A 13,936-nucleotide genomic window follows, 5' to 3' on the forward strand; every position below is an offset into this window, starting at 1 on the left:
CCCGCCGACACCCGGCCCCCCGGCGCCGGGCGCATCGGCGCCCGGCCCTGCCGTGGCGGACACGGTCGTGCCCGGCCCGCTCGGGCCGAGCCCCGCTCCGGGTGCCGCGCCGGCATCCGGCCCCCCGGCCGCCCCGGTCGGGTCTGACGCCACGGCGGCGGCCCGGTCGTGGAGGTCGGTGAGGACCTCCACGACGGCGGAGACCGAGGTCATCCGGACCAGCGCGGCATCGTCCACGGTGCCGCCGTAGCGCAGCTCGATCTGGTGGACGAGCCAGGCGAGTTCCATGGAGTCGATGCCCTCGGGGACCTCGTCCGGCGGGCGGTCGCCGAAGGCGGCGAGTATCGCCACGATCTCGGCCCGCCCGGGGACGGCCGGCACGCTCACTGGTTCGCGGCGGACGCGGACTCGATACGGGCGGCGAGCGCCGCGCCGAATTCGCCGACGGTCATCGTGCCCAGGAGCTCCGCCTCGTCCTCCTCGAACATGACGCCGAAGCGCTCCTCGACCCTGATGCCCAGCTCGGCGAGTGAGAGCGACTCCAGGTCGACCCCCGCGGGGCCGAGCGGGGTGTCGTCGTCGACGCCGGCGATGCTGTAGTTCATCTCGGTCAGCGAGGTGAGCACGAAGGCTCGGATCTCCTCAGTGGACATCGCGGTGGTTCCCTTCCCGGTGGGCCTGTTCCTGGACGGACGGTCGGTGCGGGGTGCGGTCGGTGGCGCGCAGCACTGCGGGGTCGCGCACCAGCTTCCCGGTGGCGGTGCGCGGCAATTGGTCGACGATGTGCAGCAGGCGGGGCCGTTTGTAGGCGGCGAGGCGTTCCGCGAGCGCGGCCTCGATCCGTGCCGCGCCCCCGGGTCCCGGCTCGCGCAGCACCGCGTACGCCTCGATCGAGGTGCCGAAGACGACGACCGCCGCGGCGACCTGCGGCAGCTCGGCGAGGGTGTGCTCGACCTCGGTGAGGTCGACCTTGAGTCCGCCGACCGACACCTGCGAGTCGAGCCGGCCAAGGACGCGGACCAGCCCGGTGTCGGGGTCGACGGTGCCGCCGTCCCTGGTGCGCAGCCAGCCGTCGGACCAGCGTGACGGGTCGTCGGAGCGGAGGTAGGGCGAGTGCTGCGTGGCGATGAGCAGTTCGCCGCCCGACTCCCTGACGGTGATGCCGGGTGCGGGGTCGACGGCGGGCCGGTGTTCGCCGAACAGGTCGGTGGCGATGACGCCCACCTCGGTCATCCCGTACATGCTGCCGAGGCGGACGCCGTAGCGGCCGGTGAAGGCGTCGTGGACCTGCGCCCTGACGAGTTCCCCGCCGGTGGTCATGCCGGTGAGCTGGGGGAGCCGGGGCGGTTCCTTGACCCAGGTCAGCAGCTCGATGTGGAAGGGCACCCCGAGCAGGGTGGTCGGCTCAGGCCCCGCGGCGACCGTGGCGAGGATGCCCTCGCCCGTGGTCCGCGGCGGGAAGGCGAGCCGCACCCCGGCGTGCAGGCTGTGCAGCAGGCCGCCGACGAGGCCCAGGACGTGGACCATGGACGCCATCGACACGATGCGCTCACCGGCTCGCGGGACGCCGTCGATCCGCGCGTATCTGCCGAGTTCGTCGATCAGGTCGGCCGCGTGGCGTCCGATGATCTTCGAAGGGCCGGTCGAGCCGGAGCTGAGCTGCACCAGGGCGTGCGAGGTGCGGGCGGGGCGGCCGGGGCGGGCGCGGACCGACTCGCGCTGGTCGTAGAAGCCGCGCGGCGGTCCTGCGGGGACCGGCGGGGCGGACACGACCACCTCGGTCTCCAGCCGGCCCAGCGCCCGCTCGGTCTCGAACGGCGTGAGCCGGTGGTCGAGTAACGCGACCTGCGCCCCGATCCGCCAGCCGGCCAGCAGGTTGGCGACCAGGGCGGGCGAGGGGGCCAGGCACAGCGCGGCGGAGCCGCCCCGGCGCAGGCCGGCCGCGGCGAGCGCGTCCTGCCGCTCGCGGACCATGCGGCGCAGCTCGTCCCTGCGGACCGGTTCGCCGAAGTCGAGGCAGATATCGGGGCCGGCACCCGCGAGGAGGACTTCGTCGACCCAGGAAGAATCGGGCGGCGGCGGTGCCGGGCCCTTCTGCGGAGTTGTCGAGGCAGCCTTCATGAAGAACCCGAACCTCTTTCCCGGTCTTGATGCCGAGCACAAAAGAACCGACTGAATTCCCACGCCGAACTTTCAACTCTGAATTGTCGGCTGTCAAGACCCGTCCACCGGGGCACATCATCCCAAGAATCTCTGGCGTATCAATCAGTCACACTGGACACAATTTCTCTCGTATTGACGACGGCAACACCCCACCGCTAGCATGGCGCCAATTGGCCAACTGCCGTGATCCGGCAGGTAGTTGCCAGCAGTGAACGACTGCACCACTTGTAGGTGACCCCTAGCCGTCCCTCACGGCCAGGCGGTTTCCTTTTCTTCCGGCCGACCTCCCGGCCTGCCCCTCGCGCCCTCCTGCGCGCGGCACCATGCACTTTGCGCACGCATCGCCACGCACCATCCGCACGTCCTGCTCCGGTGCAACATTTTCGCGTCCGCACGTCCCGCACAGCTCCTGTGGATCAGACCATTTACGGATCCGACGATCCGGGCCGACGGCTCTATTCGTGCTGCCTTGGTAATACGCATTCCTGCCTGCTTTCGAGGATTGGCCATCAGTGGAACCTGGGATCGGCGCCGGCCTGAACACGGCCGTGGAGCGCTACTACGACATCACTCTTGATCTGTACGAGGACCTGTGGGGCGAACACGTCCACCACGGTTTCTGGGACCCGGGAGAGATCCCGGGCGTCAATGGGGCGGACCGGCACGCGGCCACCGACCGGCTGGTCCGTGAGCTGGTGGAATTCACCGGCGTCCCGGCGGGGTCGAAGGTCCTGGACGTCGGCTGCGGCATCGGCGGGCCGGCCCTGCACCTCGCGGGGGCGATGGGCTGCACCGTCGAGGGCGTCACCCTGAGCGCCCGTCAGGCGGCCAGGGCGAACGAGAAGGCCCTCGCCGCCGGCGTCGCCGACCGCGCCCGCTTCCACCGGCTCGACGCGCTCGCCACGGGTTTCCCCGACGCGTCCTTCGACGTGGTCTGGGCGCTGGAGAGCCTGATGCACATCGCCGACCGGGAGGCCTTCTTCGCCGAGGCGATGCGGCTGCTGCGGCCCGGCGGCACCCTGGCCATCGCCACCTGGGCGGTGCGCGAGGGCGAATGGGACGACGGCGAGCGGGATCTCGTACGGCAGATCCTCCAGCACCAGGTCATGCCGGACTTCTCCTCCCTCGAGGAGCACGAACGGCTGGCCCGGGCTGCCGGCTTCGCCGAGGTCGCATCCGTCGACTGGAGCAGGGCCGTCGCCAACTCCTGGGACCCCTCCTTCGCCCGGATCAAACGCTTCGACCAGGGCAGGACGGTGATGCGCCGACTCGCCCGGGAGCGCGGCGTGGACGTGCTGGGCTTCTTCCACGCGGGCCCGCTGATGACCAGGGGCTTCGGCACCGGCGTCATCACCTACGGCGCGCTGCGGGCCACCAAACCGCACCCCGCCGACGCGGCGGCCGCCCTGGTCCGCCCGGTCGCCGACCTGCTGCGTGCGGTGCTCGGCGAGGACGACGACTGGCTGGACTCCGTCGTCCCCGCCAGCAGGATCGACGGCGACCTGCTGGTGGAGAGCCAGGAACTCGCCGCGTGGAGCCTCGCGCTGCGCGAACGGTACGGCGACGGCGTCGACCTCGCCGGATACGTGGCGGGCCTGGACATCGACGACATCATCGCGCTGACCGCCGCGGACGTGGCCGCGTACGTGGCCGCGCACACGTCGGAGCGCCCCGGCCGGCCGGACGGCGCCGCGCTGCCCGCAGACGGTGGCTGATGGGGCGCTACCTCTTCGTGTCGCTGCCGCTGACCGGCCACGTCCACCCGCTGGCCGCGGTGTCGGGCGAGCTGGCCGCCCGCGGGCACGACGTGCTCTGGGCCGGCTCGGAGTCCTTCCTGCGGCCGGTGCTCGGCCCGGACGCGGCGATCCACCCGATCCCGCTGCGGGCCCACCGCGGGCAGGCCGACCGGGGGATGGCCGCGGCCAAGTCGCGCTGGGACGGCTACATCGTCCCGCACGCGAAGGTCACCCTGCCGGGCATCGAGCGGGCGGTCGCCGCCTTCCGCCCCGATGTCCTGGCGGTGGACCAGCACGCCGTCGCCGGGGCGGTCGCCGCGCACCGGGCCGGGCTGCCGTGGGCGAGCCTGGCACCGACCACCATGGAGCTGACCCGCCCCTACCGCGCGCTGCCGAAGGTCGAGGCGTGGATCCACCGGCGGATGGCGGCGGTCTGGACCGCGGCGGGCATGCCCGGCGAACCCCCGCACGACCTGCGGTTCTCGCCGCACCTGCTGATCGCCTTCACCGGCACCGCGCTGACCGGCCCGCTCGCCTGGCCGGACAACGCCGCCCTGGTCGGCCCCGCGCTGGCCCCGCGCGCCGCGGGCACCGACTTCCCGTGGGACTGGCTGGACCCTGCGCGCCGCCATGTCCTGGTCACCGTGGGCACCCTGTCGATGGACCTGGCACAGGACTTCTACGCCCGGGTCCTTGAGGCGCTGCGCCCGCTGGCCGGCAGCGTCCAGGCGATCGTGGTGGCGCCGGACGACGCGGTGCCCTGCCCGCCGGGCCCCGACGTGCTGGTCAGGTCCCGGGTGCCGGTGCTGGAGCTGATGCCCCGGCTGGACGCGGTCGTCAGCCACGGCGGCCTGAACACCGTCTGCGAGGCGCTGGCCCACGGGGTGCCGCTGGTCATCGCCCCGATCAAGGGCGACCAGCCCATCAACGCCGCCCAGGTGGCGGCCGCCGGTGCGGGTCGCAGGGTCAGGTTCGCGAGCGTGCGGCCGGGGCCGCTGCGCGAGGACCTGCTGGCCGTACTCGACGACCCGTCCTACCGCGCCGCCGCGCACCGCGTGCGCGAGTCCTTCGCCGCCGCGGGCGGCGCGGCGGCCGCGGCCCGGCACCTCGAACGAATGGGAAACCGACGTGAAGACGCTCCGTGACACCTGGCTGGTCTTCCAGCGGCACATGCTCCTGCTGACCAGGTCACCGCTGTCGATCCTGCTGGGCGTGGCCCAGCCGGTGGTCTATCTGGCGCTGTTCGCGCCGCTGCTCAAACCGGCGCTGAGCTCCATGGGCGCGGACTCGATGACCGACGCCTACCGCATCTACGTGCCGGGCATGCTGGTCGCGCTGGCGCTCGGCGGCGGCCTCTACGTCGGCTTCGGCCTGCTCGCGGAGCTCGGCTCCGGCGTGATCGAACGGGCCAGGGTGACCCCGGTCAGCCGGGTGGCGCTGCTGCTCGGCCGGGCGCTGCGCGATGTGGTCGTCCTGGTGGTCCAGGCGGTCATCATCATCCTGCTGGCGATGCCGCTCGGCCTCTTCGTCCACGTGCAGGACCTGCTGCTCGCGTACGCGCTGCTCGCGCTGATCACGCTGAGCAGCTCCGCCGTCTCGTACGGGATCGCGCTCAAGGTCAGCGACCCCAACGCGCTCGGCCAGGTGGTGAACAACATCGCCCAGCCGCTGATGCTGCTGTCCGGCACCCTGCTGCCGCTGGCCCTCGCGCCGCTGTGGCTGCGCCGGGTCTCCGACTGGAATCCCTTCAGCAGGGCGGTCGTCGGCATGCGCGCGCTGTTCGCCGGGCACGCCGGCGACGCCTCGGTCTGGCAGAGCATCTCCCTGATGGCCGCCGTCGCGACGCTGGCACTGGCCTGGTCGGCCCGCCTGTTCGCCCGCTCGGTGCGCTGAACCGCAGGACCCACCCCGAACCTCCACCAGTAAGGACGCCTCGATGATTGAGACCAGGGGACTGCGGAAGTCCTTCCGCACCGGGCGGCGCAGCAAGGCCACGACCGTGGAGGCGGTGGCGGGCCTGGACCTGTCGGTGGCCGCGGGGGAGATCTTCGGCTTCCTCGGCCCGAACGGCGCCGGCAAGACGACGACCCTGCGGATGCTCGCCACCCTGCTCCCGCCCGACGGCGGCGAGGCCGTCGTCGCGGGGGCCGACCTGCGCACCGCGCAGGCCGCCGTCCGCCGCAGCATCGGCTACGTCGCCCAGGGCGGCGGCACCTGGGACGACGTGACCGCGCGTGAGGAGCTGGTCCTCCAGGCGCGGATGCACGGCGTCGGCAGGGCCGAGGCCCGGGAGCGGGCCGCCGCGGCGCTCGACGCCTTCGACCTGACCTCGTACGCCGACCGGCACTGCGGTACGTACTCCGGCGGCCAGCGGCGGCGGGTCGACATCGCGCTGGGCGTCGTCCACCGGCCGAAGGTCCTCTTCCTGGACGAGCCGACAGCCGGCCTCGACCCGCAGAGCCGCGCGCACATGTGGGACGAGATCCGCCGGCTGCGGGCCGACGGCATGACCGTCTTCCTGACGACGCACTACCTGGACGAGGCCGACGCGCTGTGCGACCGGATCGCCATCATCGACGGCGGCGGGATCGTCGCCGAGGGCACCCCCGCGGCGCTCAAACGGGCCATCGACGGCGAGGTGGTCACGCTGTCCGTCAGCGGCCACGCGGCGAAGGCGAACGACGTGCTGGCCGAGCTGGACTGCGTGCGCGAGGTCGAGGTGCGCGACGAGGGGGAGCTGCGGCTGTCGGTGGACGCGGGCGAGACGGCCATGCCGCGGATCATGCGGGCGCTGGCCGACGTCGGCATGGAGCTGGCGACCATCGAGCTGCACCGCCCGACCCTGGACGACGTGTTCCTGACCAGGACCGGCCGCTCCCTGCGGGAGTCCTGACCATGGCACGCGGTGCGACAGCGAAGGAGAAGGACATGGACGGGCCCCGTACGGTACGCCGGGCGGTCGTCACCGGCGGCGCCGGTTTCGTGGGGTCGCACCTGTGCGACCGCCTTCGGGCGGAGGGGGTGCGGGTGACCTGCCTCGACAACCTGCTCACCGGCAGCGAGGACAACGTCGCCGCCCGGTCGCACGACCCGGATTTCACCCTCGACGTGCGCGACGTGTCGGAGCCGTTCGACGTGCCGGGTCCCGTCGACCTGGTGCTGCACCTCGCCTCCCCCGCCTCGCCGCACGACTACACCCGGCACCCCATCGAGACGCTCAGGGCGGGCGCCCACGGCACGGCGAACGCCCTCGACCTCGCCCACCGCAAGGGGGCCCGCTTCCTGCTCGCCTCCACCTCCGAGGTGTACGGCGATCCGCTCGTCCACCCGCAGACCGAGATGTACTGGGGCAACGTCAACCCGATCGGCCCGCGCAGCCAGTACGACGAGGCCAAGCGCTTCGCCGAGGCGCTGACCACCGCCTACCGGACCACCCTGGGCGTGGACACCGTCATCGTGCGGCTGTTCAACACCTACGGCCCGCGGATGCGGCCCAAGGACGGCAGGGCGGTCCCGACCTTCATCACCCAGGCGCTCGCCGGCGAGCCGCTCACCGTCGCGGGGGACGGCTCGCAGACCAGGTCCATCTGCTACGTCGACGACACCGTCAGCGGCATACTCGCCGCTGCCACCAGCGGGCATCCCGGCCCGGTGAACCTGGGCAACCCGGTCGAGCTGAGCATCCTCGACCTGGCCCACCGCATCCGCGACCTGTGCGGTTCCGCGTCTCCCGTCGCCTTCGTCGACCGGCCGGTGGACGACCCGGGCCTGCGCAGGCCCGACATCTCGCTGGCCCAGTCGGCGCTGGGCTGGCAGCCGGTAGTCGACTTCGAGAAGGGCCTGGCGATGACCATCGACTGGTTCTCCCGGCTGCCCTGACCCGGGGCGGGCACCCTGCTTCCGCGCAGCTCACCGGCCCGCCCCAAGCAGGCACCAACCCGCCCTCCAGCGCGGGCCGAGTCTGCTCGCCGATGCTGGACGCCCGTACCCGGCACCCCACTGCCCCACCCAACACACCGCAGACGCCACGCACTTCACACGTCGGCCCCGCCGGGCGCGCCCGCGCACGCGGGAGGGCCGGCGGCGGCCCGAACTCCATCTACAGCAGCACGTCACATCTGACCTGAGGAAGCTCCCTCACGCACAGAAGGTGGATGGCAGCCATGCCGACGCTATGCAAGCCGTTCCTGCGGGACACGACCGCGACCGACCCGGTGCCGCCGGTCCACGCCGGCCAGGGCGACGTGAACGGGGTGCTCCGGTGAGCGGCGAACCCGTCGAGCTGTGCCTCGTCGGTGCCGGGCCGCGCGGGCTGTCCCTGCTGGAACGGCTCTGCGCGCAGGAGCGGGATTCGCCCCGCAGGCGTGCGGTGACCATCCACGTCGTCGACCCCGACCCGCCGGGCGCGGGCCGGGTGTGGCGGCCGACGCAGTCCCGTCACCTGCTGATGAACACCGTGGCCTCGCAGGTGACGGTCTTCACCGACGCCAGCGTCAGCATCGAGGGGCCGATGGAGGAGGGGCCGAGCCTCCACCAGTGGGCCAAGGCCCTGGTGCACATCGCCGAGGCGTCGGGCGCGACGTCCCTCGACGACGCGGCGCTGTCCGAGGCGCGGGCCCTCGGCCCCGACACGTACCCCACCCGCGCGCTCTACGGCCAGTACCTGACCTGGGCCTTCCGGCACGTCGCGGCCAACGCGCCCGCCCATGTGACGGTGCGGGTGCACGCCTCCCGCGCGGTGGGCCTCGCGGACGGCGACGCCGATCTCGGCACCGCGGGACCGCAGACCGTACTGCTGGAGGACGGCACCCTGCTGACCGGGCTGTCCGCGGTGATGCTGGCACAGGGGCACGTCCCGGTCCGCCTCACCCGCGCCGAGCAGGAGCTCGCCGACTTCGCCGCCCGCAGGAACCTGACCTACATCGCCCCCGCCAACCCGGCGGACGTGGACCTGTCGTCCATCGCGCCGGGCGAGAAGGTCCTGATCCGCGGGCTCGGCCTGAACTTCTTCGACTACATGGCGCTGTTCACGCACGGCAGGGGCGGCGTCTTCGAACGCGTCGACGACCGCATGGTCTACCACCCCTCGGGCCGCGAGCCGCACCTGTACGCGGGATCCCGTCGCGGCGTGCCCTACCAGGCGCGCGGCGACAACCAGAAGGGCGCCCACGGCCGCTACGCGCCCCGGCTGCTGACCGCCGAGTACGTCGCGGCGCTGCGCACCCCCTCCACCGCCCGCGAGCCGATCCGCTTCGGCACCGGCCTGTGGTCGCTGATCGCCATGGAGGTGCAGAGCGTCTACTACGAGACGCTGCTGGCCACCAAGGGGAGTTCGGCAGGCGCCGCCGACTTCGCCGGCCGCTACCTGTCGGCCGAGCCGGGCGAGGCCGAGGAGCAGCTGCTCGACGAGGCCGGCATCGACCCTGCCGAGCGCTGGGACTGGGAGCGGGTCGCCCGCCCCTACGACACCGGCGACCTGCGCGACCTGGCTGCCTTCCGCGCCTGGCTGCGCGGCTACCTCGACGAGGATGTGCGCAAGGCCCACGAGGGCAATGTCAGCGGCCCGTTCAAGGCCGCCCTCGACATCCTGCGGGACCTGCGCAACGAGGTGCGGCTCGCCGTCGACCACGGCGGGCTCGACGCCGCCTCGCACCGCGACGAGCTGGACCACTGGTACACCCCGCTCAACGCCTACCTGTCCATCGGCCCGCCCGCGTCCCGTATCGAGGAGATGGCCGCGCTGATCGACGCGGGCATCCTGGAGGTCACCGGGCCCGGGATGCACGTCGGCACCGATCAGGACGACCCCTGCTTCGTGGCCACGTCGAGCGTGATCCCCGACGTCCTGGTGCGGGCCACCACCCTGATCGAGGGCCGGCTGCCCGACATCGACCTGCGCCGCACCGCCGACCCGCTGATGAGCCAGCTGCTGGCGACCGGGCAGTGCCGCCCCTACCGCGTCCCCGGCACCGACGGCGACGACTACGAGACCGGCGGCCTGGCCGTCTCCGAGCGCCCGTACCGGCTGGTGGACGTGCACGGCAGGCCGCACCCGCGCCGCTTCGCCTACGGGGTGCCCACCGAGTCCGTCCACTGGGTGACCGCGGCGGGCATCCGGCCCGGTGTCGGCTCCGTCACCCTGGAGGACTCCGACGTCATCGCGGCCACCGTCCTGGCCCTGCCCGCGCCCCAACTGCCGCCCGCGCGGCTGCCCGAGCAGGTCGCGGGCACCCCCTACGACAGGGCCACCGGAGCGTCGGCGTGACGGACTCCCCCTACGCAGACGCCGGGCTGCTCTCGCCGGTCCGGGTGGGCACCCCGGTCGAGGCGGCGGTGGGCGACACCGCGTGGCTCCAGGCGATGCTCGACGCGGAGGCCGCCCTGGTGCGCGCCCAGGTCCGCTGCGGCACGGTCCCCGCGCACGCGGCGGAGTCGATCACCGCGGCGGCACGCGCCGAGCACCTGGACGTACGCGAACTGGCCCTGGCCGCACGCGAGACGGCCAACCCGGTCGTCGGCCTGGTGAAGGCGCTCACCGCGGTGGTGGCCGAGCGGTCCCCTGAGGCCGCCGAGTACGTGCACCGCGGCTCCACCAGCCAGGACATCCTCGACACCGGCGCGATGCTGGTGGCCGCGAGGGCGCTGCGGCTGATCGGCGCGGACCTGCGGGCCGTGGCCGCTGCGCTGGCCGAGACCGCCGCCGAGCACCGGGACACCGTCATGGCCGGCCGCACGCTGGCGCTGCACGCGGTGCCCACGACCTTCGGCCTCAAGGCGGCGGGCTGGCGCCAGTCGGTGCTCGACGCGGCCGAACGGCTGGACAGGGTCGCCGCGGGCGGCCTGCCGGTGTCGCTGGGCGGCGCGGCGGGCACCCTCGCGGGCTACCACCAGTACGCCGGCGAGGGCGCCGACCCCGCCGACGTCGTCGACCTGGTGGCCGCCTTCGCGGACGAGACGGGCCTCGCGGTGCCCGTCCTGCCCTGGCACACCCTCAGGACACCGATGGCCGACCTGGCCGCCGTGCTGGCCCACACCTCGGGCGTGCTCGGCAAGATCGCCGCGGACGTCCTGGTGCTGGCGCGCACCGAGGTCGGCGAGGTGGCGGAGCCCTCGGTCGCGGGCCGTGGCGTGTCGTCGGCGATGCCGCAGAAGCGCAACCCGGTGCTGGCCACCCTGATCCGCTCGGCCGCCCTCCAGGTCCCGGCGCTCGGCGCGGTCCTGACGCAGTGCCTGTCGTCGGAGGACGAGCGCGCCGCCGGCGTCTGGCAGGCCGAGTGGCAGCCGCTGCGCGAGTGCCTGCGGCTGACCGGCGGCGCCGCGCACACCGCCGTCGAGCTGGTCCGCGGCCTCACCGTCCACCCCGAGCGGATGCGTGCCAACCTCGCCTCGACCGGAGGGCAGATCGCCTCCGAGCGCCTCTCGGCCGTGCTGGCCCCCCGGCTCGGCAAGGTCGCGGCCAAGGAGCTGCTGGCGGCGGCGTCCCTGCGGGCGGCCGGGACGGGCCGCCCGCTCGCCGACGTGCTGGCAGGACTTCCCGAGCTGGACGGGGTGGTCACCCCCGAGGAGCTGGCCGCGCTGCTCGACCCGGCCGCGTACACCGGGGCGGCGGGACCGCTGGTGGACCGGGCGCTGAAGCACTGAGCGCGGCGCGGCCGTCCCCTCACGCCCCGCTGCCGCCCCCCGCCGGCCCCGCGTCCCCGAGCGGCGCGAACCGCTCCCCCGCGGGCTCCGCGTCCGGCGGCGGCGCGGGCCGCTCCCGCGCCGCTGAGGCGGTAGAGGTGCGGGGCAGGACCACGGTGGCGATCAGGACGGCGGCCACCAGGAGCGCGCCGCCCACCGTCAGGCCGAGCGCGTATCCGTCGCTGAGGGCGGCCGGCGTGACGGCGTCACCGGTGCGGTCGTGGGCGACGGTGCCGAGGGCGGCGAGCCCGAGCGAGGCGCCGATCTGGCGCGAGCTGCTGAGCAGCCCCGAGGCGCTGCCCGTCTCGTGCGGCGCGACACCCGCGGTGGCCGCGGAGGTGGCGGGCGCGAGGCAGATCCCGATGCCGAGGCCGGCGACGATCGAGGGGCCCAGCACGTCGGCGAGGAAGGAGCCGTCGGCGCTGATGAAGCCGAACCAGCAGAACCCGGCCGCGGTCAGCAGGCCGCCGCCGATCAGGAGGGTGCGGGGGGCGAAGCGGTAGCCGAGCCTGACGGCGAGCGCGGAGCCGGCGACCACGCCGAGCGCCAGCGGCAGGAATTCGACGCCGGTCCTCGCGGGACCCGCCCCGAGCACGCCCTGGAGGTAGAGGGAGGCGAAGTAGAAGGCGGAGGTCATCGCGGCGCCCAGCAGCAGGGTGTAGGCGTTCGCGGCGGCCACCGAGCGGTTGGCGAGCAGGCCGAGCCGGATCAGCGGGTCGCGGGTGGTGGTGCGCTCGACGTACCAGAAGGCGGCCAGCAGGGCGGCCGCCGCCGCCAGCGTCAGCAGGGTGACCGCCGAGCCCCAGGGGTGGCGGTCGGTGCGCACGACGCCGAAGACGAGCAGCGCCGCTCCCCCGGTGGCCAGCACGGCACCGGCCACGTCGGGCCGGCCGCGGCGGGCGGCGGACCTGTCGGCGGCGATGCCGCGCCAGGCCACGGCCAGCGCGACGGCGACCATCGGGACGTTGACGAACATCACCCACCGCCAGCCCGCGTACTGGGTGAGCAGGCCGCCGATCAGCACGCCGAAGGCGGCGCCCGAGGCGTTCATGGCGCTCCACACGCCGAAGGCCCGCACGCGCTGCCTGCCGGAGGGGAAGGTGGAGATCAGCACGGCCATCGAGGCGGGCGCCAGCAGGGCGGCCCCGACGCCCTGCACGGCCCTCGCGGCCACCAGATGGCCGGGTTCCTGGGCGAAGCCGCCGGCGAGCGAGGCGAGGCCGAACAGCGGCAGGCCGATCAGCAGCAGCCGCTTGTGGCCGTAGCGGTCGGCGACCTTGCCGCCGAGCATCAGCAGGCCGCCGAAGGTGAGGGCGTAGGCGTGGATCACCCAGGTGAGGCCGAGTTCGCCGAAGCCGAGGCCCGCCTCGATCCTCGGCAGTCCGACGTTCACGACCGACAGGTCCAGCGACACCATGAACTGCACGACGGCCACCGCGGCAAGGGTGAGTCCCGGCCGGCCGGCGGCGTTGCGTCCACGTGTCGAACCGAGGTCCTTCGTCACAGCGCTTGAATTTTCGAACATGCTCCGAAATTAACACCGGACCCCCCGGGTGTCGAACACGCAGGTCGCAGCGGCCGATTCGGCGGGACCGGGCATGATGGGACGGTGTCCCGTACTCCCGCACCGCACGGCCGCGTCGGCCGGCCGCCCGTCACCTCACGCGCGCAGATCCTCACCGCGGCCCGCCGGCTCATCGACCAGGACGGCTGGGAGAAGCTGACGATCCGCGGCCTGGCCGCCGAGATCGGCATCGGGGCGACGACCCTCTACCACCACGTCCGGGACAAGGAAGACCTGCTCTTCCTGCTGGTCAACGAGTACGCGGAGCAGATCCCGCACCCCGAACTGCCCAGCGAGCCGCGGGAGCGCATCATCGCGGCGGCCACCGCCATCCACGACGCCCTCGCCGCCTGGCCGTGGGCGGCCGAGGTGCTCACCACCGACGGGTTCATCACCCGCCTTGGCCACTCCGCCCTGCAACTGGTCGAGACGATCCTGGCCGCGGCCGTCGAGCTCGGGTGCACCCAGGAGCAGGCCGTCGATGTCTTCCGGGGCATCTGGTACTACACCGTCGGCGAGATCCTGGTCCGCGTCCGCGCGCACTACAGCAGGACCCAGGAGGACGTCGAGGAGGCCTCCAGGCGCGACGTCTTCCCCGACGGAGTCGACGCGTCGCAGCTGCCGCAACTCGCCGCGCTGCGCACCAGGTGGGCGACGCTCGCCTGGCGGGACACCTATCCGCAGGGCCTCAGGATCCTCGTCGAAGGTCTGGTTTCTGACGACTCGTCGGATCGGCGGGTCGCACGACCGGGTGATTGACAAGTCCTCTGTCAACTGCCGGACGCCACATGCC

General features: G+C 73.5%; 12 protein-coding genes. 8 read left to right on the forward strand and 4 right to left on the reverse strand.

All coding sequences use genetic code 11. The features are described 5' to 3' along the window. The 3 genes from ACGFMP_RS26870 to ACGFMP_RS26880 form a co-directional block, all read right to left on the reverse strand. Positions 1-381, reverse strand: a 381-nt coding sequence (locus tag ACGFMP_RS26870) for a hypothetical protein (protein ID WP_393675564.1), incomplete at its 3' end; no start/stop codon positions are given. A 2-nt stretch (positions 382-383) separates the two neighbouring features. Next, entirely contained in the window at positions 384-653 is a 270-nt protein-coding gene (locus ACGFMP_RS26875) for an acyl carrier protein (protein ID WP_393675565.1), read from the reverse strand. After that, positions 643-2,121, reverse strand: coding sequence for a class I adenylate-forming enzyme family protein (locus ACGFMP_RS26880; protein WP_393675566.1), 1,479 nt, complete (start codon positions 2,119-2,121; stop codon positions 643-645). Before ACGFMP_RS26880 ends, ACGFMP_RS26875 begins: the two co-directional genes overlap by 11 nt. A gap of 554 nt (positions 2,122-2,675) precedes the next feature. Here ACGFMP_RS26880 and ACGFMP_RS26885 point away from each other — a divergent pair. The 7 genes from ACGFMP_RS26885 to pcaB all read left to right on the forward strand — a co-directional run bounded on the left by ACGFMP_RS26885 (position 2,676) and on the right by pcaB (position 11,540). After that, positions 2,676-3,878: a methyltransferase domain-containing protein gene (locus ACGFMP_RS26885; protein ID WP_393675567.1), complete on the forward strand. Its 1,203-nt coding sequence runs from the start codon at positions 2,676-2,678 to the stop codon at positions 3,876-3,878. Next, positions 3,878-5,044, forward strand: coding sequence for a glycosyltransferase (locus ACGFMP_RS26890; RefSeq protein ID WP_393675568.1), 1,167 nt, complete (start codon positions 3,878-3,880; stop codon positions 5,042-5,044). The genes ACGFMP_RS26885 and ACGFMP_RS26890 overlap by 1 nt, the downstream gene beginning before the upstream one ends. Beyond that, positions 5,028-5,792 (forward strand): ABC transporter permease, encoded by a 765-nt coding sequence (locus ACGFMP_RS26895; protein WP_393675569.1) that lies wholly within the window; start codon positions 5,028-5,030, stop codon positions 5,790-5,792. The genes ACGFMP_RS26890 and ACGFMP_RS26895 overlap by 17 nt, the downstream gene beginning before the upstream one ends. A gap of 43 nt (positions 5,793-5,835) precedes the next feature. Continuing rightward, a complete protein-coding gene (locus ACGFMP_RS26900) occupies positions 5,836-6,792 on the forward strand; it encodes an ATP-binding cassette domain-containing protein (protein WP_393675570.1) in 957 nt (318 codons plus the stop codon). A 35-nt stretch (positions 6,793-6,827) separates the two neighbouring features. Next, positions 6,828-7,778, forward strand: a complete 951-nt coding sequence (locus ACGFMP_RS26905) for an NAD-dependent epimerase/dehydratase family protein (protein WP_393675571.1) — start codon at positions 6,828-6,830, stop codon at positions 7,776-7,778. Positions 7,779-8,160: 382 nt separating this feature from the next. Continuing rightward, entirely contained in the window at positions 8,161-10,164 is a 2,004-nt protein-coding gene (locus ACGFMP_RS26910; protein WP_393675572.1) for an FAD/NAD(P)-binding protein, read from the forward strand. After that, on the forward strand, positions 10,161-11,540 hold the full coding sequence (pcaB, locus tag ACGFMP_RS26915; RefSeq protein WP_393675573.1) for a 3-carboxy-cis,cis-muconate cycloisomerase: 1,380 nt from the start codon (positions 10,161-10,163) through the stop codon (positions 11,538-11,540). Before ACGFMP_RS26910 ends, pcaB begins: the two co-directional genes overlap by 4 nt. Positions 11,541-11,559: 19 nt before the next feature. On the opposite strand, the gene ACGFMP_RS26920 is transcribed toward pcaB, so the two are convergent. Continuing rightward, positions 11,560-13,104 (reverse strand): MFS transporter, encoded by a 1,545-nt coding sequence (locus tag ACGFMP_RS26920; RefSeq protein WP_393675574.1) that lies wholly within the window; start codon positions 13,102-13,104, stop codon positions 11,560-11,562. An 84-nt stretch (positions 13,105-13,188) separates the two neighbouring features. On the opposite strand from ACGFMP_RS26920, the gene ACGFMP_RS26925 reads away from it, so the two are divergent. Continuing rightward, entirely contained in the window at positions 13,189-13,902 is a 714-nt protein-coding gene (locus ACGFMP_RS26925) for a TetR/AcrR family transcriptional regulator (RefSeq protein ID WP_393675575.1), read from the forward strand. The last annotated feature ends 34 nt before the right edge of the window (positions 13,903-13,936 follow it).

This window comes from Streptomyces sp. NPDC049040 (assembly GCF_043197715.1).
Taxonomy (GTDB): domain Bacteria; phylum Actinomycetota; class Actinomycetes; order Streptomycetales; family Streptomycetaceae; genus Actinacidiphila.